Genomic DNA, 20,851 nt, shown 5'->3' on the forward strand with positions numbered 1-20,851 from the left:
CCGTTTGTTTATTTTTTAATAATTTCCGTTCAAAGATAAAATATTATACTTTCGTAAAATGAATTTACTTCGAAAAATATTGTTTCCATTTGCCATTTTGTATGGCTTTATTACTAGTATTCGAAATTATCTTTTCGATATCGGAATCTTAAAATCACATTCTTTTAATTTACCAATTATAGCTGTGGGAAACCTTAGTGTCGGCGGAACAGGAAAAACACCTCAGATTGAATATTTAATTCGGCTGCTTTCGGATAAATATAAAGTGGCGGCATTGAGCAGAGGTTACAAACGGCAGTCAGAAGGGTTTATTTTGGCAAATTCTGATTCAAATGCCTTGGAATTGGGCGATGAACCATTTCAGTTTTATCAAAAATTCAAAAATATTCAGGTGGCGGTCGATGCCAATAGAAAAAACGGAATTGAACAGCTGCTTTCTCATTCAAATCCTCCAGAAGTCATTTTGTTAGATGATGCTTTTCAGCACCGGAAGGTAAAAGCGGGTTTTTATATTATGCTTACCGCTTATGGAGATTTGTATTGTGATGATTATATGTTGCCAACAGGAAATCTAAGAGAGAGCAGAAGCGGTGTAAAAAGAGCTGCTATTGTGGTTGTTACAAAATGCCCTTCAGACCTTTCGAAAGAGAAGCAAAACACCATAAAAAAACAGCTGAATCTCTCTCCAAATCAAAGTTTGTTCTTTACCTTTATTGCTTATGATGATGTCGTTTATTCGAACGAAAAGACGATAAAAGTAAGCGTAATTAAAAGCCGGGAAAAATTGCTTTTGGCAGGAATTGCAAAACCCGAGTCGTTTTTTGCTCATTTGAAGCAAGCTAATGACGAATGCCTGACTTTTCCCGATCATCATCATTTTAGCGAAAGCGAATTACAGGAAATTAAGAAAAAAGCAGGCGATAAGATTATTGTAACAACAGAAAAAGATTTTGTCCGATTGAATGGAAGTATTTTGAGTGAACAGCTTTATTATCTGCCAATAAAAAGCACGTTCCTTTCAGACGGAGATAATTTTGATGAAAATATTTTAAATTATGTGGGATCAAGTACAGGAAACCGTTAGTTTTATTAAAGAAAAAATAAATTTTACTCCAGAGTTTGGGATTATTTTAGGATCAGGTTTGGGAGGTTTTACCAATGATATTGAGATTGAATATACATTGCCGTATGAGGAAATTCCAAATTTTCCAGTTTCTACGGTACAAGGGCATAAAGGAGCATTGGTTTTTGGTACAATTGGAAGTAAAAAAGTAGTTGCAATGCAGGGCCGCTTTCACTTTTATGAAGGCTATTCGATGAAAGAAGTGACTTTTCCAGTACGGGTGATGAAATATTTAGGTGTGGAAAAATTAATTGTTTCCAATGCTTCAGGAGGAGTAAATCCAACTTATAAGGTCGGTTCGATTGTGATCATTAAAGATCATATCAATTTTATGCCGGAGCATCCTTTGCGCGGAAAAAATGATGAGCGTTTTGGTCCAAGATTTGTGAATATGAGCCAGCCTTATTCTGTTGAAATGATTGCCAAAGCCAAAGCAATTGCAGAAGAATTAAACATAGAGGTTCAGGATGGGATTTACTTGGGGTTACAGGGACCAACATTTGAAACTCTTGCTGAATATAAAATGGTTAAAATTCTAGGTGCTGATTGTGTGGGAATGTCAACCGTTCCCGAAGTAATTGTGGCGCGTCATATGGAATTAGAAACCTTTGGTGTGTCTATTATTACTGATATGGGCGATGAGGGAAGTATATTGACAATTTCACACGATGAGGTTTTACAGGCGGCCAAAGAAGCCGAACCTAATCTGCGGATGTTAATTAAAGAGTTAATTGTAAACGGTTAAGAATTGCTGAAATTTTGTGCAATCGTAGTGTAAAAATCTTCAGGGATAAAAGGTTTTGTAATTACATCTGTCATTCCAAAAGAGATTAGCATTTCTCTGTTTTCATTTAATGAAATAGCAGTCAAGGCAATAATAGGTGTTGAAGTGTCAAATTCTCTGATCTGCTGTGTTGCAATAGTGCCGTTTATTCCCAATAAATGTACATCCATTAAGACTAAATCGTAAGTATTATTTTTTAATACTTGAATAGCTTCTTCTCCATTGTCCAAAATGGTGCATTCCATGTCTTTTCTTGAAAGCATTTTTTTGGTTATCATTTGATTGATTTTATTGTCTTCAACTAATAATATTTTTTTGTTTTTAAATATTTCGGGATCGTAATTTTTAATTTTGGATTTAATTTGAATAGGTTTTGGGTCTTTTTTAAAATTCAGTTCAAATGAAAATGTTGAACCTTTACCGACAGTGCTTTTCAATAGGATGCGCCCGCCTAAAATGCGGACAAGTTTTTTTACAATAGTCAATCCTAGTCCTGTTCCTCCAAATTTTCTATTGATTTCGACTGATCCCTGCGAAAAACTTTTGAAAACCGTTTTTAATTTGTCTTCAGGAATTCCAATACCGGTATCAACAATCTGAAAATAGATAGCTGCATTTTCATTTGTATAATTTCTTAAACGCGCAATAACACTGACCGTGCCATTGTTCGTGAATTTTAAAGCGTTGTTAATTAGATTCATGAAAATCTGAGATAATTTCGTTGGGTCTCCAATTAAATTTTCAGGAATAGCAGGGTCAATTTTAAGTACGAATTTATTGTTGTTTATAGTAGCTATTTCTTTAAGAGAATTTTGAATGTCTATTAATAACTGCTTAAGATTAAAGCTGATGTACTCAATTTCTAATTTGTTGGAATCAATTTTATTAATTTCTAAGATGTCATTAATAAAATTAGTTAAGTAATTTCCCGAAAACTGTAATGACTTTAAGTAGTGCATTTGTGTTTTTTTAGGGTTTTCTTCTAATAATAAATGGGTTATTCCGTTAATAGCGTTCAAAGGCGTTCGGAGTTCGTGGCTCACAGTTGATAAAAATTCAGATCGGGCTTTTGAGGCTTCTTCAGCTTTGTTTTTGGCAGCAATCAATTCATTGTTTTTTTCTTTCAGTAATGAATTGGTCTGATTACGTATAATATTGTTTTTGTACAATGATAAACTCAGCAGAGAAAGAATAGAAATTATAGCAATGGCTAATATGCTGATGAGTCTGGAGAATTTATTGTTTTTTTCTTGTTCTTTTTTCTCTTTTTCTTTTTGTAATTTATCGCTAATCCGTTGAGACTCTTTAAATGCTTCATAATCGTTAATACCTAATTTTTCGTCATTTGCAAGAGTAATGCTTTCTTTTAAATTCAGATATTTTTTTAAATAAGTATAGGCGGCGGTTTTGTCTAACAGTTTGTCGTAAGTCGTGCTTATGGCGAACAGAATATTTGACTGCTGGTTAAGATTTTTTTCTTTTTTGTTTAATTCCAGTGCTTTGCTGAAATAATTTAAAGCCAGATTATAACGCTTCTTTTCGGTCTCAATAATTCCTGTCTGATATAAGGCTTCTGTTTTTGTGAAAATACTGCTTTGGGGTTTGGCAATAATGGAGGTGAAGATGGACGATGCTAAGGAAGTATTGTTTTTATGTTTTGAGAGTATCCCTTTTTGCAGATTGATTTGGTCTGTATATTCTTTAAGATTTAGTTTTTTTTGAATTTCTTCAGCTTTTAGAATACTGCTTTCAGCGAGAGTATATTTCTTTTTTTCTATATAAGCCAGTCCGAGATAATAATAGGCTTCTGCTGTTTCTTTGGAAGATCTTTCAGAAATAGTATTGAGTATTGTGATGCTCTTGCTGAAAACTTCGATAGCGTCATTTTGAAGCTTTAGATCGAAATAAATTTTGCCTAACTTTAAAGTCTGATTAGCTTCGGCTTTGATTTTATTGGTCTTCCTGCAATAATTAATTGACTTTTGAGTGTATAATAAAACATCTTTGTAATTATTTTCTTTTTCATTGTCAGCTATCAGTTTTGAGTAATAGGCAACACTGTCTATAGGCGCTTTTTTTTGCGGATATAGTTGTGTTTGAATAAAAAATAATAATAGTAAAAAGTACTTCATGGGTTGCTATTTATGGATATACCTTATCTTTTCATAGTAACTCGTAGGTTATTACTTATGTTTTATGTGCTCAATTTGTGTTTTTATTAGAATTCAATAATAAAATTAAATCAATGATCCGGGAAGAATAACCAATTTCATTATCATACCAGCCTACAACTTTTACCATCTTATCGATTACTGATGTAAGCTGAGAGTCAAATATACATGAATTTTTGTTGCCAATTACATCTACAGATACAATTGGATCTTCGGTGTATTCTAAAATGCCTTTTAAATTGGTCTTTGATGCTAGTTTAAAAGCATTGTTTATCTCTTCAATAGTAACAGTCTGTTTTACATTAAATGTTATATCGGTCAAAGAACCATCTGGTACAGGGACACGAATGCCGCATCCTCCCATTTTGCCGTCAAGTGATTTGAAAATTTTGGTCAAAGCTTTTGCAGCGCCGGTTGTTGTCGGAACAATCGATTGGCTTGCTCCTCTGGCTCTTCGTAAATCTTTGTGAGGCTGATCATGTAAGCTTTGATCAGTTGTAAAGGAATGAATTGTTGTGATGTAAGCTTGTTCTATGCCACATAATCCCTCTATAACTTTAATCATAGGGGCAGCATTGTTAGTAGTACAGCTGGCATTGGATATAATCGTTTCGGTTCCGTCAAGAATTGATTCATTAACGCCTAATACAACTGTTTTTATGCTGTCAACTTCAGCTGGAGCAGAAAGAATCACTCTTTTGGCTCCAGCTAAAACATGAGCATTTATTTCATCAAAAGTTTTATATTTTCCAGTAGATTCTATAACAAAATCGATGTCAGTACTTTTCCAGTCTAAGTTTGAAATATTTTTTTCATGAAAAAATAAAAAATGTTTTCCGTCAATTTCAATCCCTTTTTCATCATAGCTTACTGCAAATGGCAAAACACCGTGAATACTATCGTACTTTACTAGGTGAGACATGGTTTTTTTATCGGCAATGTCATTGATAGCAACTACTTCAATAGCAGGGTGATTTAAAAGAAGGCGGAATAAATTTCTTCCAATTCTTCCAAAACCATTAATAGCGATTCTTGTTTTCAAGTTTAAATTCTTTAACCGTTTAACTGTTTCATTGACTGAACAATTAAACGATTCACCGATTAAACGTTCTGCCGAATAAACAATTTATAAAATATGTTTTTGCGCTTTGTATGAAGATCGGACTAATGCACCGCTTTCGACATGACGGAAACCCAGTTCCAATCCGAATTTTTCATATACCTTGAATTGATCCGGCGTGATGAATTCTTTTACTGGAAGGTGTTTTTTGCTAGGCTGTAAATATTGTCCAATAGTGACAATGTCCACATTTGCGGCACGCAGATCACGCATGGTTTGAAAAACTTCTTCTTCTTTTTCGCCAAGACCAAGCATAATTCCAGATTTTGTTCTGTTGATGCCTTTTTCTTTAAGGTATCTCAAAACTTCCATACTTCGGTCGTATTTAGCTTGGATGCGCACTTCGCGGGTCAGTCTTCTAACAGTTTCTATGTTATGCGACACCACTTCAGGGTTGGCTTCTATGATGCGGTCAATGTTTCTTTCGATGCCTTGAAAGTCAGGAATCAAGGTTTCCAAAGTTGTATTTGGATTCATTCTGCGGATGGCTTTTACAGTTTCAATCCATATAATTGAGCCTCCGTCTTTCAAATCATCTCTGTCAACGCTTGTGATAACAGCGTGTTTTATATTCATTATTTTGATAGAACGGGCTACTTTTTCAGGCTCATCCCAATCTACAGTTTCGGGTCTGCCGGTTTTTACGCCACAAAAACCGCAGGAACGTGTACAGATATTTCCAAGTATCATAAATGTTGCAGTTCCTTCTCCCCAGCATTCTCCCATGTTTGGACAGCTGCCAGAAGTACATATAGTATTTAAGCTGTATTTGTCAACTAAACCGCGAAGTTCAGTATATTTTTTTCCTATTGGCAGTTTTACCCTTAACCATTTTGGTTTAGCTGTACCCGCTTCGGCACCGTCTTTGGCTGCAGCTGGTAATGTATTATCTAAAACAGTTTCCATATTTTAATTTTCAGACTGCAAAGATAAGGAATGTAGTTTTAGAATTAAGGTTCCATTTTTATGAATTTTGACAAAACTTGTTGTGCTGTCAGCTCTGTTTTTTAATTCTAACTTAAAAAAAAGAAAAGACAGATAAAGCGGATTTAGATATTTACGACATTAAATTTAAATATTTAAATAATTCGGGATTCCGTTGTTTTTAAAGTTGTAGTATATTTGTACACTCAATTAAATATAAAAAAAATGAACACTAAAACATTACTATCAGGTGCATTGGTTATTTTGTTTGGGCTGTCTAAGGTTCAGGCTCAAATTAATTTTGGAGAAAAAGCATTAGGAGCAGTTCAAAAAGGAATTACAGCATTCACTTTTACTGATGCCGATGCAGCAGCTTTATCCAAACCAGCGGTCGATAAAATGGATGCCGAAAATAAAGTAGCACCGGCAACAGATCCTTACGCAATTCGTTTGGCTAGAGTTTTTGGAAAATATACGAAAGGGGAGTTTTATACATTAAATTATAAAGTATATTTAACCAAAGATGTTAATGCATTTGCTACTGCAGATGGAAGCGTACGTGTTTTTTCGGGATTGATGGATATAATGGATGATAATGAGCTGATAGCGGTTATTGGGCACGAAATTGGGCATGTTCATAATCATGATTCCAGAGATGCGATGAAAGCTTTGTATCAAAAAGAAGCTTTGATCGATGCGGCATCTTCGCAGTCTGTTAAAGTTGCAGCTGTTACCGACAGCCAGCTGGCTAAAATTGGAAGTGCAATGATTGACAGCAAATACAGCCGTAAACAAGAATCAGAGGCCGATTTATTTGCTTATGATTTTATGAAAAAAAACGGCTATGATGTAAATGCCGAGGAGTCTGCATTTAGAATATTGGCAAAAATGAGTGAAGGTGCTGAAAGTTCTTTCATCGATCAGATGATGAGTTCACATCCTGATTCTAAACTAAGAGCTGATACTGCTAAAGCAAGAGCTGAAAAAGATGGTTTGTATAAGCTGTATGTGCAAAAACCAATTGTAAATACTATTCCAAAGAAAACAGTAACTACGACTAAAAAGAAAACGACAACTGCTAAAAAGAAATAATAAATCTTAAAAGTTTAGAACAAAAAAAGAGAAAGCTGAATTATTGTCATTCAGCTTTCTCTTTTTTATTGGTTAAAATTTAATTTGTTTGAATTGTTATTGGCAGGTTGTAAGAAGTTCGTACTGCTTTACCGTCAAGAATTCCTGGACTCCATTTGGTTTTTAATGATTTCAAAACGCGGATTGCTTCTGTTCCTAATCCGTAACCAGGATCTTTTAATACTTTAATGTCTGTCATGCTTCCGTCTTTCTCAATAACAAAAGAAACACTCACACGGATAACCATTTCGCTGTCCAGCTCTGGTTTTTCAAAATTATTGCCTACATAGGTATAAAACTTGTTGATTCCTCCTGGGAATTCAGGTTTTTTATCTAACACAGCGCTATTCATAATTGCATTGGTGGGTACGCTGGGAGCTTCGGCTCCTGTACCTGTTCCTGCTGAGGTTCCTGTGCCTACGCCTGTTCCGCCTGGAACTGCAGTACTGTTGTCAGTAGTGTTTTTGAGCTGTTCATTGGTGGCAATTGGCTCTATCGTTGCTTCTGTAGAGTGTGTAATTATAGGGTTAATCAGCTGTTGATCGGTATTAATGTTTTGTGCAATTGGTTCTTCAACTGCAGGCATAGCAGCTTCTTCCGGTTTTGTTTCATTTGGTACAATAGGATCAACAAGGTCTACGACAACTATCGGTGGTAAGTCTGGGACTATATTAGTAATCGGGTTTCCTGGATTCAGATAATTATAAATCATTGGGATACTTATTGCGGCTGTCAATAGCGATACTCCCATGAAGAGTGCAAAAAAGGTTGTTTTAGTGTTTTCCTGACGTAAATGATACGCGCCGTATTCTTTGTTTCTGTTTTCGAATACGATGTCAGTCCAGCTTGTTTCGTAGAGGTTTAGTTTAGACATAATTTATGGATTTAATGGTTAAAGTAGAGATTAAATCATAAGCTAAAGCGGTTTTTTATTTCTAACGCAAATAACAGGAATTTTAGTATGTGTGAATATAATTATTTTTAATAAAGTTGTTAAATAGGTATCGCTGTAAGTAAATATAGTAATATTTATTGAATATAACTATTGTTTTTTAACAAATTAATTCTGTTAATGTGAATTAATATGAAGTCTTATAATGGAAGGGAGTAAAGTATTTTTGGGATAAAAATTCAGTAAACTATTTTGGTAAAATTACCTTCTGTTCTGAATAATTTCTGAAAGTAATTTTTTGGCACGAAGCAGTTTGATTTTTACATTGCTCAAAGGTTCGTCAATTTTGTTCGCAATTTCCTGATAACTCATTTCCTGAAAATAGCGCAGTTGAATTACCTCCTGATAATGAGGTTTCAGTTCTTTGATAAACCGCAATAGCTGTGACAGATTCTGCTCGGTAATTAATACATCTTCTGCCGATGGAGTAGTATCGGCAACATTATAGGCAGTCTGGTCTTCTTCGTCGGTAATTTCAATAAAAAGGCTCGATTTTTTTTTGCGGATCAAATCAATATGAACATTTTTTGCAATAGAAATTAACCAAGTGTTAAATTGGAATTCTGGGTTGTATGTAGCTATTTTGTCAAAGGCTTTAGAGAAAGTTTCAATGGTAATGTCTTCGGCTGTGGTTTCGTTTTCGGTTCGTTTCAGCATAAAACCGTAGACTTCATTCCAGTAGTAATCCAATAGAAAAGTAAAGGCAACCTGGTTTCCTTTCTTAGCTTTTTCTATTTGTTTGCTTATTTCCAATGTGCAGGTTTTGAAAAAATATTGGTTATGAAAACATTAATCTGAGTGAATATAAGTATAATTTCAATAATAGGATACCAATACATTACATCTTTTTCTTTTAATTTTCCAGAAGCAAAGCCAATGACAATCCAAGTAACTAAATATCTAAAGCCGATAAGGCTTAATACTAATATCCATTGAAATTGAAAAACCAATAATGCAATTGGTAACAGCAAGAATAATAATTGTGAAATAAAGAACAGTCCGAGCTGTATTTTGTCGAATGCTTTATAATATTTAGCAGTGGCAACATGCCTTCTTTTTTGAATAAACCAATCTTTGTAACTGGTTTTTGGAGCTGAGTATGTAAAGCTGTCAGGTGAAAAACTAATACTTGTATTTTCTGAATTTGCAGCTTGGTTGATGAACAAGTCATCATCCCCAGAACGAATCTGAATATGATCTATAAAACCGTTTACATTGAAAAACTCTTCTTTTTTGTAAGCTAAATTACGGCCCACACCCATATATGGCTTGCCTGTTTTTGCCCATGAAAAATACTGAAGAGCCGTAAGCAGCGTCTCAAAACGGATTATTTTGTTTAGAAAAGAATTGTTTATTTTTTCATATCCGCCGTAACCCAAAACAATGGTTTCTTCTTTGGTAAACTGTGCACTCATCGAAGTTATCCAGTCTTTGGAAGCTGGGTAACAGTCTGCATCTGTAAAGAGAAGATATTCTTTTTTGGCAGCTTTGATTCCTAATGTCAAGGCGTATTTTTTATTTCCCCAGAAAGCTTCGTTGTTTTTTACTTTAACTAATTTAATGTTAGGATATGTTTTTTCAAATTCTTCAAAAATATCCAAAGTAGTATCGCTCGAAGCATCGTCAATCAAGACGATTTCGAAGTCGGGATAATTCTGTTCGGCCAATAATGGAATATATTTAGCGACATTTTCCTCTTCGTTTTTGGCGCACACAATTACCGAAATTGGAATATTTGTAGGTTTAATTTCCTGTGCTCTGGCAAAAGAAAACTTTGCAAAAACAATGAGATAATAAAAAAGCTGAACAGCAACAACAGCAATAAAAAAGTATAAAATAATGTTTAGCATCTTTTATTTTTTGGCTTTTAAAACGATTACAAATGTAATTAGCAATTGTCAATTATCAATGTAAAATGACTAATTACTTTCTCAATTTAGACATTTCTTTTGCTACAGCCTTAGATTGAGGTTTTTCTGTTTTTTTCAATTCCGAAATAATATTAGAATAATTTTTATCATCTCTATTTTGTGACATTTTATTTTTGGCCTGTATCTCTTCAATTTTAATTTCAAATGCCACAATGCCTCGTGTCTGCATTATTGTTTTCTTGGATAATTCCGAAACTCGGACTGGACATTTGGAGTTTTGCTCGTATTTGTCTACCAATTTCGTTAAAGAATCGATTACTTCATCTCCTTCTATGATTTTGATTTTTCCATAAACATGTACTGCTGAATAATTCCAAGTGGGAACATTTTCGTGATCGTACCAAGACGAAGATATGTAAGCGTGAGCTCCTGTAAACACTGCCAAAACTTCATCGTTTGATTCAAAAGCAGTCCATTGCGGATTTTCTTTTGAAATATGACCGTGCAGAATTTCTTCTCCGTTTTTGTTGTAATCCAATTCTAAGGGAATATGCGTGGCAAATAATTTCCCATTGGTTTGATTGATGAGAAGTCCAAATGCATTTTCTTTTAGAAATTTTCGAATGGAGTCTTTGTCTTCGTTCTTGAATATATCCGGGTTGTACATTTTTTAAAATTTTAGAGTGTTTTTTGAAAGCAAACAGCATCTAAACGGTTTGCGTATTTGCCGTAGTTAGGTATTCTTCTATAGTTTGATTTCAAGTAAAAGGAACAGGCTTCTTGGTTTTTTACACGTGTTTCCAATACTAATTCTTCATAATGCTGCTCTTTTGCTTTCGACTCCAAAAATGATAAAATGGCTTGTCCGATATTTTTCCCAGGGTATTTGGCAAACATTCGTTTTACTTCTCCAGCTTTTTCTGAAAGCGGTCTAATCGCTCCGCATCCCACAATCTCAGTGTTTAATACTGCTACGACAAATACATGTTTTGGATTGTCAGATTCCCAATCCGTAAATGAGTTTTTGCCGTCACTGCCAAAGCGCTCATAAAGATTTTGCGATAATTCCTCTATTATTGCGAAAGCTTCGGGGGCATTTGGATCTGAAATTTTGATTGTCAGCATTTTTTTGGACGAAATTTTTTTAGTGCTAAATTATATTTACTTCCGCTTCAATATGAATGCCGAAGGTTTCAAAAACGGTTTCCTGAACAGTTTTGGAAACATTCAAGATTTCCTGCCCCGTTGCGCCTCCGTAGTTTACTAAAACCAATGCCTGATTTTTGTGAACTCCAGCATCGCCAAAACGTTTTCCTTTTAAACCAGCCTGTTCAATCAGCCAGCCTGCAGGAACTTTGACTTCGGTTTCGGAAATGTCAAAGAATCGCATTTCAGGGAATTTCTGGTGTATTGGTTCAAAATCGGATTTTAAAAGTATCGGATTTTTGAAAAAACTACCACTGTTTCCTAATTCGGCTGGGTCGGGTAGTTTGCTTTTGCGAATGGCAATCACGGCGTTACTTACGTCTTTTAGACCGGGAGATGTGATGTTGTTTTTGGCCAGTTCGGCGAGAATGTCACCGTAGGATGTATTTATTTTATGGTTTTGTTTCGTTAGTTTGAAAATAACAGAGGTTATGATGTATTGGTCTTTTACCTCGTTTTTAAAAATACTTTCTCGGTATCCGAAATTACATTCTTCCTTGGTAAAAGTTTTTATTTCCTGAGTTTCGATATGTATTGCTTCGCACGAAACAAAAGTGTCTTTGATTTCTGTGCCATAAGCACCAATGTTTTGAACGGGCGTTGTCCCAACATTTCCCGGAATAAGTGACATGTTTTCGAGTCCTCCAAAATTTTGTTCAATGTTCCAAAGCACAAATTGATGCCAGTTTTCACCAGCTTGTCCTTCGATCCAAACGAAATCAGCATCTTGTTTTATTATTTTTTTTCCTTTTAAATCAATGTGGATTACAAGCGCTTCGATATTTTTTGTCAAAAGCATATTGCTTCCTCCGCCAAGGATGAATTTTTTTTTGTTTTTATTTTGTTCCAAAATACTTTTCAATTCTGCTAAGCTGTGGACGGCGACAAATTGTTCGGCTTTGGCTTCAATGCCAAATGTATTGTAGTTTTTTAAAGAAAAATCATTTAAAATTTTCATTAAGAATTGGATTTAAGAGTGTTTTGCTTTTGGGAATTATTCAGTGTATAAAGCTCTTTCGATAAAATTATTGAAAGGTTTTAAGGCTAGCATTTTTTCTGCCATTGTCGCAACAAAATCTTTTTGTGTAACCAATTTGGTATCGAATGACTGCGTTGCCGTAAAGCTTTTTAATTTCAAAAATTCAATCGCTGGATCTTCTTTGTCGTAGCCTTTTGGCGGATTTTTTAAAGTCGAATTTTCGTCTCTGTTTAGACTTTGGTAAACGGACTGGAATTTTTTGTCGTTCAGGATTTCGACCAGATCATCATAGAAAAAATGGATTTCTTTCCTGATTTTTTGAAGCTGATCCGGCTGAGGGCAATACATTCCGCCGCCAACAAAACATTTTCCGTTTTCTATATGAAGATAATAACCCGAAGCTTCGGTGTGTTTTGAGCCTGCAGAAATCCAGATTCCCAAATTTGTTTTGTAAGGAGATTTGTCTTTGGAAAAACGAACGTCGCGGTTAATTCTGAAAACGCAGTTTTTGACTTCCAGCATTTCCAGCGAAGAATCAAGGGGTTTCAATGTGTCGAGTAAAGAAGCAACCAGTTGATGGTAGTCTTTTTTTACGGCTTCATAGCGTTTTTTATTTTCGAGAAACCAATCACGGTTGTTGTTGGCTTTTAAATCTTCGAGGAATTGTAAGGTGTCTTTTGAGAGCATGGCCTGATTATTGTAATTGGGTTTTTAATTCTTCTTCACTCACGAATCCTGATTTTTGCCACTTTACGGCTTGTTTTTCGTATGAAAGCAGAGTAGGAAGTTCACTGATTTTTAGTTCCTGCATAATGGTTTTGTTTTCGTCGGCATTCAGGCGGATGATGGTTACTTTATCGGCCATTTCTTTCTGCATTTTTAGAATGTAAGGCTCCATTTTTTTGCAGGGAGCACACCAAGGTGCATAAAAGTTTACTACTATTTTTTTATCGGATTTTAACAGTTCAGCATATTCCTGACTGCAGATACCGATGATTTTGGTGTCTGGTTTTGCCAGTCCTGCAGCTTCCCATTTGAGCATTCCGCCGTCAAGATTGTAAATAGAGGTAAAACCCAGTTCGGCTAGTTTTGCAGATGCTTTTGCACTTCTTCCGCCGCTTTTGCAGTATACAAACACGGGTTTTGTTTTGTCGTATTTATCTGTTTTTAAAACAAAAGTGCTGCTGAGAAAGTCAACATTATCTGAGTTTTCAATATGTCCTTTTGCATATTCATCGGGTGTGCGGACGTCCAGAATTTGTGCGTTTGGAGTGGCTTTTATTTTTTCAGAATAAGAGGTAACATCAATGGTTTTAACATTTGTCGATGTTTGTCCGCTGCAGGAGAAAACAATGAAGGATATGATGAATAAATAGAGTTGTTTGATTTTCATTGGAAATTAGTATTAATTGATGTAAAATTAAGCAATTTTTGCCTTTTTGAATCTTTAAGGAATCTCAAATCACAAATTGAAAATAGCGAAGCTCTGAATTAGTTGTTTTCTTTCTGTTCCAATTCTTTTTTGATTAATTCTTCCAATTGGTTTTTGGGCAATAATAACTGATATTCAGCTACGCCAATCGGTTTGTTGATGTCTTGGAGTGCAATTTCTACATCTAGATGATTTTTGTCGGCACACAAAATAATTCCGATGGGCTGATTTTCATCAGTTTTTCGTTCAAATTTGTCTAGCAGGGTTAAATAGAAATTCATTTTTCCGATATATTCAGGTTGAAATTCACCAATTTTTAGTTCAATGGCTACAAGTGATTTCAAGTCCCGATGAAAGAATAGCATATCTACAAAATATTCTTTCTCATTATATTCCAAACGATATTGATTGCCAATAAATGAAAAACCTTTGCCGAGTTCTAAAATAAATTGTTTTATTTTTTCGACTAGCCGATTTTCCAATTCTCGTTCTTTTAGGCTTTTTGTAATGCCCAAGAAACCTAAATTGTAACTGCTTTTTAGTATTTCGTTTGCATATTCTGCTATATTTTCGGGTAATGTTTCTTTAAAATTATGACTTTTTTCAATTGTATTTTCTTGAAGATAGGCTTTGGCTTTGATATAGTTTAGTAAAATATCTCTCGTCCAAGCATTCCCACTGTTTTTGATGCGTAAAACAAAGCTTCTTCGTCAGAGTTTGTTTTGCTTATTATAAGTAAAATATGACGCCAAGGCAAAACTGCAACGCTGCGTTGCAGTTTTTCATTTGCATTATAAAACCGATCATAAAACTTCTTCATATTCCACAAATTTCGTGGTGATAGCCCTATTTCAGGGAACTCTTTTTTAAGATCTGCAGATAGTTTTAAAATTATATTATTGCCATAGGATGATGCCTGCACTTTTTCGGAGAGTAATTGACCAATATTCCAATATACTGAAATAGTTCCTTGATTTATTTTGATGGCAATATTTTTTCTGGCTGTATTTATTTGAGAAATGCAACTGTTTAAAATTTCATTATATACTATTGTTTTATCCATAGCTGTATTTTGTAATTGCAGTATTTTCTTTCTTAAGGGTAACTCTAATATACCAATTTTTTTCTAAATTTTCAATCACAAATTAAAAATCGTATAACTCTGCATCGTCGATTTTACAATGGCTTCTGTACGTTCAGGGTGAGTGTCGGAGATGAAAAGCTGTCCAAAAGTATCATTGTTTACCATTTCGATGATTTTGGAAACGCGGGTTTCGTCGAGTTTGTCGAAGATGTCATCAAAAAGCAGAATGGGTTTTACACCGCTTTGTTTTTTCAGGAATTCGAACTGAGCGAGTTTTAAGGCTATCAAAAATGATTTCTGCTGGCCTTGGGAACCGAATTTCTTGATGGGATGATTGTCAATTTCAAAAGAAAGATCATCCTTGTGGACTCCCATGCTCGTGTATTGCAGTATCCGGTCTTTGCTGATGCTTTGCTGCAATAGCGTCAATAAATCATTTTCGAATAAATGACTTTCGTAAATGATTTGAACCGATTCCTCTGAGCCTGTGATGTTGTGATGATGAAAGTTGAAAATAGGAATAAACTCGGCTATGAATGCTTTTCTTTTTTCGAAAATGGATTGGCCAAATTCGGTTAGCTGTTCATTATATATAGACAAGGTGTCGTTGTCGTAAGTGTGGTTCAGGGCAAAGTATTTCAGCAGGGCGTTGCGCTGGCTCATTACTTTTTGGTACTGAATGAGCTGCTGCAGGTAGTGCGGATCCAATTGGGATATTACGCTGTCCATAAACTTTCTGCGGGTTTCGCTTCCTTCAACGATTAAATCTCTGTCGGCAGGCGAGATAATAACTAGTGGAATAAAACCGATGTGATCCGAGAATTTATCGTAGGCTTTTCCGTTGCGTTTGAGGACTTTTTTCTGGCCTTTTTTGAGACTGCATACAATCTGTTCGGTTCTTTCGTTTTTTTCGAACTCAGCGTCAATCACGAAAAATTCTTCGCCGTGCTTGATGTTTTGAACGGCAAGCGGATTGAAATAGCTTTTTCCGTAAGACAAATGATAAATGGCATCCAGTACGTTTGTTTTTCCGATGCCGTTTTTGCCTACAAAACAATTGATTTTGCCGTCAAATTCGAAATTGGCTTCGGAAAAGTTTTTGTAATTGAATAAGGATATTTTTTTTAAATACATCTGAATGTCTTACTGGAATTTTTGCCTTTGAAGCCTTTTTTTGGATGGTTTCTTAGAGGGCGCAAATTATCGAAAATTATCGAGATATTTAAAGAGGGAATTGATTTAAGATTTTCGATTAGCGATTTTTGATTTAAGATTTGATGCTGTACTGTATTAACTTCCTAAAAACTAAATTCTTCTGTCTGCAATCTAGATTTTTCTGTCACGTCCGCTCGCTCGGTGAGGGATTAGGAATAAGCTGCCGAAGCAGCATGGATAGCCCGACCGAGTTGAGGAAAGGGGCTGTGTAATCATTACCATAAGTAAACCTCTTTTTTCAATGGGGGCACGCCCTTATTATTTGGATTATTGGGGTGGTTTTTTGGATGAAAATTGCGATGAGAATATTTTTTTTCAATTTTTAATATAAAATCGATTTTTTTTACGTGCATTACAATAAAAATTTTATTTTTGCCGTTCACTAAATTAAATTTTTAAATGGCTACTTACAATAAAAGAGGATATAAAGCACCAAAAGAAAAGGAAGTAAAAGACGATGCAGTTGAAAATGTAATCATTGACGAAAAAGACAGTGCTACGGCTGAGGTTTTTTCGAAATTAGATGAGACGGCTTCTAAGACAGAAGACTGGGTTGCTAAGAATCAAAAAATTATAATTGGGGTTGTTGGAGCTATCACATTGATAACCGTTGGATATTTTGCTTATCAAAAATTCATTTCTAATCCTAAAGAAGACGATGCTGCTAACGAAATGTTTGTTGCTCAGTCTAACTTTGAGAAAGCTGTTAATGGTGTGGCAAGCGATTCATTGTACAAATTGGCATTGAACGGTTCTGAAGGAAAATTTGGTTTTGTAAAAATTGCTGATGAATATTCTGGAACTGCTGCTGGGAATTTAGCTAACTATTATGCTGGTATTGCTTACTTGAATACGGGTAAATATGATGAAGCGATTAGTTTTTTGGGTAAATTCAGTTCAAGTGATGTGATGCTTAGTGCTTTGGCAAAAGGAGCTATTGGCGATGCTTATTCTCAAAAAAATCAGCCAAAAGAAGCTTTAGAAAATTATATCAAAGCTTTTGAAGCTAGTAAAAATGATTTCACAACGCCGCGTTTCCTGATGAAAGCAGGTAAAGTAGCATTGGCGCTAGGAAATAAAGCAGATGCTTTGAAATATTTTACAGATATTAAAGAAAATTATGAAAACTCGCCAGAAGCTGCTACAGTTGATGGTTTGATAGGTTTGTCACAGTAATCTAGACGGCAGTTTTCAGATAGCAGTCTATCTGCAATCTTAAATCTGCAATCTGCAATCTTAAATAATATGGCTACCGTAAATAAAAATTTATCCGATTACGATAAAAACACAATCCCAAACGCGAAAGACTTTCGCTTTGGGATTGTTGTTTCAGAATGGAATGATAATATCACTGAGGGACTTTATAATGGAGCACTTACTGCATTGCTTGAAAATGAAGTTCTTCCTCATAACATTATCCGCTGGAATGTTCCCGGAAGTTTTGAGCTGATTTATGGTTCCAAAAAAATGCTGCAGACACAGAATGTAGACGCTGTAATTGCTATTGGATGTGTAATTCAGGGACAGACAAAACATTTTGATTTTGTATGTGAAGGAGTGACGCAGGGGATTAAGGATTTGAATGTTCAGACTGATATTCCGGTTATTTTTTGTGTATTGACAGATAATACGATGCAGCAGTCTATTGACAGAAGCGGCGGTATTCACGGAAACAAAGGTACAGAAGCGGCTGTTGCAGCGATAAAAATGGCTTATATCCGTCAGCAGGCTTCGTTAAGTCATAGAATTGACGACCAGCATTTATTGTCTTCCGGCGCTTTGAGAATCGACAATCTGCCTTTGCAGATAGAAGAATAACTTTTTCTTTGGATTAGCTGTTAGCTAATTTTAAATAACTAATACAAACCTATATTGTTCATGGAACGGTATAGGTTTTTTTATTTTTTATAAAGAGTTGATAAGGTATAGTCTTGATGAAAAGTTATTTAGAATTGCTGCGGTTTTTTTGGTTTTTTTTATGAGTGCCAAAAAGATAAAACCCAATAGAAATTCCTTAAATTTGTATTTCTTTTGATTTTTTTGTCAGAAATCTGAAATCATTAATCTACAATCTAAAATCTTTCAATGTCGAGTATAATTCAATTGCTTCCCGATCATGTTGCTAATCAAATTGCCGCTGGTGAAGTGGTGCAAAGACCCGCTTCGGTAGTAAAAGAGCTGTTGGAAAATGCGGTGGATGCAAAAGCGACCGACATTAAATTGATTATAAAAGACGCCGGAAAATCACTGGTACAGGTCATTGATAATGGTTCAGGAATGAACGTGACCGATGCGCGTTTGTGTTTTGAGCGCCATGCTACTTCCAAAATCCGCCAGGCCGAAGATTTATTTTCACTGCATACCAAAGGGTTTCGAGGTGAAGCTTTGGCATCCATAGCCGCGATTGCGCATATGGAAATGAAAACTAAATTGGAGCAGGAAGAACTGGGAACTCATATTATTATTGAAGGGAGTAAGTTTATTTCTCAGGATGTGGCTGTTTTGCCCAAAGGAACTTCATTTGCAGTCAAAAATTTATTTTTTAATATTCCGGCCCGCCGTAATTTCCTAAAATCGGATACGGTAGAATACCGCCATATTATTGATGAATTTCAGCGCGTGGCTCTGGCACACCCAAAAATTCATTTTACGTTTTATCATAACGGAAGCGATATGTATAATCTGCCTCCGTCGAGTTTAAGACAGCGGATCGTTAATTTTTTTGGCGGAAAAACCAATGAGAAACTGGTTCCCGTTATGGAAGATACCGAGATGATGAATATTCAGGGTTTTGTGAGCAAGCCTGAATTTGCCAAAAAGAATAGGGGAGAGCAGTTTTTCTTTGTTAATGACCGTTTTATAAAAAGTCCATACCTGCATCATGCGGTTATGGCTGCTTATGAAGGTATTTTGAAAGACGGTTCCCAGCCAAGCTATTATCTGTATTTAACGGTACCGCCGAATACTATCGATATCAATATTCATCCTACGAAAACGGAAATTAAATTCGACAATGAAAGTGCGATGTATGCTATTTTAAGAGCTTCGATTAAGCATAGTTTAGGGCAGTTTAATGTAGCTCCTGTTCTGGATTTTGAAAGGGATGCCAATTTGGACACGCCTTACCATTATAAAAATCTGGAGGCCGAAGTGCCAACTATTCAGGTTGATCGTACTTTTAATCCTTTTGCAGAAGACAAACCTGCAAAGAGTTTTTCGCCAGCTTATAAAAAGCCGGAGTCAGCAGCCAGCTGGGAAAGTCTGTATGTAGGAGTTAAACACGATACAGAAGTTATTTCCGGCGATGATTCTTTTGAGTCAAGCGAAAGTGATTCAGGTTTTGCGAGTAGTGAATTTACGTTTGAAAACGAAGAGGTAACTTCATCTCTATTTGATGATGAGGAAGTGGAGCAGACAGTTCATAAAACGTATCAGATTCATAAAAAATATATTGTTTCTCCTATTAAGTCAGGTATGGTTATTGTGGATCAGAGCAGGGCACATCAGCGTATTCTGTACGAACAGTTTTTAGTTAATATGACAGTGCAGCACGCATCGAGCCAGCAATTGCTGTTTCCTATTAATTTGTTTTATTCAGCACAAGAAATGGAACTTATAGCCGAACTCCAGCAGTCACTGGTCAATACGGGATTTGTTTTTGAAGAATCGAATACAGATCATATCGTGATTTCGGGCATTCCCGTGAATAGTACTGAGAGCGATGTAGCGGCAGTTTTGGATCAGCTTTTAAGTGATCTGCATAATGGAATTCCAGAGAACAGTTTCAGTCAAAATGATACTATTGCCAAATCAATGGCCAAAAGCCTTGCTATCAAAACAGGTGCTTATTTGACCGAGAAAGAGCAGGAGAATTTAGTGAATGGTCTTTTTGCCTGCAAGGATCCGAATGTTTCCCCATTTCAAAAACCAACTTTCATCACGATGCGTGTGGAAGATTTAGATAAAAAATTTGCGTTATGATGAATATTACCCCGGTTGTAAAACAACTACTGATTATTAATATTATCTTTTTTATTGGTTCGCAATTAGTGCCGGTAACATATGATCTTTTTGCTCTTTATTATCCTGAGAGCGATAATTTTAAAGGCTGGCAGCTGATTACGCATATGTTTATGCATGCACCTTTTCCTAATGTTGCACATATTTTGTTTAATATGTTTGCACTTTATTCTTTTGGCAGTGCTTTGGAACATTTTTGGGGAGGCAGAAAATTTATTTTCTTTTATATCTCTTGCGGATTAGGAGCTGCATTGCTTCATTCTGGAGTTAATTATTTTGAAATTCATTCTTTATTGTCTGAAGTTTCCAGTTTGAATTTATCAAATTCAGAAATACATCAATTGCTAAATGCTGATTATAGTGCGTTATTTGATGCAAATGGTAAAATGATGCCTGGCGAAATAAATTCAATATTAGAAAGAGTGCACTGTACTCAAGAGCAATTCAATACTATTGTTAATGCATCAATGCTTTCAAAAGGAGTAGTTGTTGGTGCATCGGGAGCGATTTATGGTTTATTGGTAGCTTTTGCTTGTATGTTTCCAAATGCTGAATTAGCTTTGATGTTTATCCCAATTCCTATTAAAGCTAAATATTTTGTGCCAGGAATATTGGCAATTGATTTGTTTTTAGGTTTTAAAGGGCAGTCTATTTTTGGCGCAGGCAGTACTGGAATAGCTCATTTTGCTCATGTCGGCGGAGCTTTAACAGGCTATCTTATGATGTGGTACTGGAGAAAAAACCAGTTTAATAATAATCGCTGGGACTAATTTTTCAAATTTAAAAAGAATATTCAAAAGATTTTATAACTGAAACTGTGTAACCGAATAATTTAAAGT

At 35.3% G+C, this 20,851-nt stretch carries 21 protein-coding genes; 7 read left to right on the forward strand and 14 right to left on the reverse strand.

Annotated features, from left to right (window positions below):
- Nucleotides 1-58: 58 nt before the first annotated feature.
- Together lpxK and IRZ80_RS03150 are read left to right on the forward strand one after the other, a co-directional pair.
- On the forward strand, nt 59-1,084 hold the full coding sequence (gene lpxK / locus IRZ80_RS03145; protein ID WP_194640100.1) for a tetraacyldisaccharide 4'-kinase: 1,026 nt from the start codon (nt 59-61) through the stop codon (nt 1,082-1,084).
- Nucleotides 1,056-1,868: a purine-nucleoside phosphorylase gene (locus IRZ80_RS03150; RefSeq protein ID WP_194640101.1), complete on the forward strand. Its 813-nt coding sequence runs from the start codon at nt 1,056-1,058 to the stop codon at nt 1,866-1,868. The genes lpxK and IRZ80_RS03150 overlap by 29 nt, the downstream gene beginning before the upstream one ends.
- On the opposite strand, the gene IRZ80_RS03155 is transcribed toward IRZ80_RS03150, so the two are convergent.
- The 3 genes from IRZ80_RS03155 to lipA all read right to left on the reverse strand — a co-directional run bounded on the left by IRZ80_RS03155 (nt 1,865) and on the right by lipA (nt 6,104).
- The gene (locus tag IRZ80_RS03155) at nt 1,865-4,039 is read right to left on the reverse strand and encodes an ATP-binding protein (RefSeq protein ID WP_194640102.1); all 2,175 of its coding nucleotides are present in this window, start codon (nt 4,037-4,039) and stop codon (nt 1,865-1,867) included. The two genes, IRZ80_RS03150 and IRZ80_RS03155, sit on opposite strands and share 4 nt — an antisense overlap.
- A 70-nt stretch (nt 4,040-4,109) precedes the next feature.
- Nucleotides 4,110-5,120, reverse strand: coding sequence for a type I glyceraldehyde-3-phosphate dehydrogenase (gene gap, locus IRZ80_RS03160; RefSeq protein WP_194640103.1), 1,011 nt, complete (start codon nt 5,118-5,120; stop codon nt 4,110-4,112).
- Nucleotides 5,121-5,204: 84 nt separating this feature from the next.
- Nucleotides 5,205-6,104: a lipoyl synthase gene (gene lipA, locus IRZ80_RS03165; protein ID WP_194640104.1), complete on the reverse strand. Its 900-nt coding sequence runs from the start codon at nt 6,102-6,104 to the stop codon at nt 5,205-5,207.
- Nucleotides 6,105-6,347: 243 nt separating this feature from the next.
- Here lipA and IRZ80_RS03170 point away from each other — a divergent pair, with 243 nt between their 5' ends.
- Nucleotides 6,348-7,214, forward strand: coding sequence for a M48 family metalloprotease (locus IRZ80_RS03170; protein WP_194640105.1), 867 nt, complete (start codon nt 6,348-6,350; stop codon nt 7,212-7,214).
- Between the two features lie 79 nt (nt 7,215-7,293).
- Here the strand turns inward: IRZ80_RS03170 and IRZ80_RS03175 are convergent, their stop codons facing one another.
- From IRZ80_RS03175 to recF, 11 genes are all read right to left on the reverse strand, one after another.
- Nucleotides 7,294-8,127: an energy transducer TonB gene (locus IRZ80_RS03175; RefSeq protein WP_194640106.1), complete on the reverse strand. Its 834-nt coding sequence runs from the start codon at nt 8,125-8,127 to the stop codon at nt 7,294-7,296.
- Nucleotides 8,128-8,406: 279 nt separating this feature from the next.
- Nucleotides 8,407-8,958, reverse strand: coding sequence for an RNA polymerase sigma factor (locus IRZ80_RS03180; protein ID WP_115815085.1), 552 nt, complete (start codon nt 8,956-8,958; stop codon nt 8,407-8,409).
- Nucleotides 8,949-10,055, reverse strand: a complete 1,107-nt coding sequence (locus IRZ80_RS03185) for a glycosyltransferase (RefSeq protein ID WP_194640107.1) — start codon at nt 10,053-10,055, stop codon at nt 8,949-8,951. The genes IRZ80_RS03180 and IRZ80_RS03185 overlap by 10 nt, the downstream gene beginning before the upstream one ends.
- A gap of 73 nt (nt 10,056-10,128) precedes the next feature.
- Nucleotides 10,129-10,743 (reverse strand): FMN-binding negative transcriptional regulator, encoded by a 615-nt coding sequence (locus IRZ80_RS03190; RefSeq protein ID WP_194640108.1) that lies wholly within the window; start codon nt 10,741-10,743, stop codon nt 10,129-10,131.
- 11 nt (nt 10,744-10,754) lie between these two features.
- A complete protein-coding gene (locus IRZ80_RS03195) occupies nt 10,755-11,201 on the reverse strand; it encodes a GNAT family N-acetyltransferase (protein WP_194640109.1) in 447 nt (148 codons plus the stop codon).
- A gap of 25 nt (nt 11,202-11,226) precedes the next feature.
- Nucleotides 11,227-12,240, reverse strand: coding sequence for a UDP-N-acetylmuramate dehydrogenase (gene murB, locus IRZ80_RS03200; protein ID WP_194640110.1), 1,014 nt, complete (start codon nt 12,238-12,240; stop codon nt 11,227-11,229).
- A 36-nt stretch (nt 12,241-12,276) separates the two neighbouring features.
- Nucleotides 12,277-12,948 (reverse strand): DUF2461 domain-containing protein, encoded by a 672-nt coding sequence (locus IRZ80_RS03205; RefSeq protein WP_194640111.1) that lies wholly within the window; start codon nt 12,946-12,948, stop codon nt 12,277-12,279.
- A gap of 7 nt (nt 12,949-12,955) precedes the next feature.
- Nucleotides 12,956-13,654: a rhodanese-like domain-containing protein gene (locus IRZ80_RS03210; RefSeq protein WP_194640112.1), complete on the reverse strand. Its 699-nt coding sequence runs from the start codon at nt 13,652-13,654 to the stop codon at nt 12,956-12,958.
- A gap of 98 nt (nt 13,655-13,752) precedes the next feature.
- The gene (locus IRZ80_RS20895) at nt 13,753-14,208 is read right to left on the reverse strand and encodes a PDDEXK nuclease domain-containing protein (RefSeq protein ID WP_228520784.1); all 456 of its coding nucleotides are present in this window, start codon (nt 14,206-14,208) and stop codon (nt 13,753-13,755) included.
- A gap of 131 nt (nt 14,209-14,339) precedes the next feature.
- On the reverse strand, nt 14,340-14,756 hold the full coding sequence (locus IRZ80_RS20900) for a DUF1016 N-terminal domain-containing protein (RefSeq protein WP_228520785.1): 417 nt from the start codon (nt 14,754-14,756) through the stop codon (nt 14,340-14,342).
- 75 nt (nt 14,757-14,831) lie between these two features.
- Entirely contained in the window at nt 14,832-15,911 is a 1,080-nt protein-coding gene (gene recF, locus IRZ80_RS03220) for a DNA replication/repair protein RecF (RefSeq protein WP_194640113.1), read from the reverse strand.
- A 480-nt stretch (nt 15,912-16,391) separates the two neighbouring features.
- On the opposite strand from recF, the gene IRZ80_RS03225 reads away from it, so the two are divergent.
- The 4 genes from IRZ80_RS03225 (at nt 16,392) to IRZ80_RS03240 (ending at nt 20,782) form a co-directional block, all read left to right on the forward strand.
- Nucleotides 16,392-17,168, forward strand: a complete 777-nt coding sequence (locus tag IRZ80_RS03225; protein ID WP_194640114.1) for a tetratricopeptide repeat protein — start codon at nt 16,392-16,394, stop codon at nt 17,166-17,168.
- 69 nt (nt 17,169-17,237) lie between these two features.
- Nucleotides 17,238-17,810 carry a 6,7-dimethyl-8-ribityllumazine synthase gene (gene ribH / locus IRZ80_RS03230; RefSeq protein ID WP_194640115.1) on the forward strand — a complete coding sequence of 191 codons (573 nt, stop codon included), beginning with the start codon at nt 17,238-17,240 and terminating at the stop codon, nt 17,808-17,810.
- A gap of 267 nt (nt 17,811-18,077) precedes the next feature.
- Entirely contained in the window at nt 18,078-19,973 is a 1,896-nt protein-coding gene (gene mutL, locus IRZ80_RS03235) for a DNA mismatch repair endonuclease MutL (protein ID WP_194640116.1), read from the forward strand.
- The gene (locus IRZ80_RS03240; RefSeq protein WP_194640117.1) at nt 19,970-20,782 is read left to right on the forward strand and encodes a rhomboid family intramembrane serine protease; all 813 of its coding nucleotides are present in this window, start codon (nt 19,970-19,972) and stop codon (nt 20,780-20,782) included. The genes mutL and IRZ80_RS03240 overlap by 4 nt, the downstream gene beginning before the upstream one ends.
- Nucleotides 20,783-20,851: the final 69 nt, after the last annotated feature.

Origin of the sequence: Flavobacterium sp. HJJ, assembly GCF_015351475.1 — a bacterium.
GTDB lineage: Bacteria > Bacteroidota > Bacteroidia > Flavobacteriales > Flavobacteriaceae > Flavobacterium > Flavobacterium marginilacus.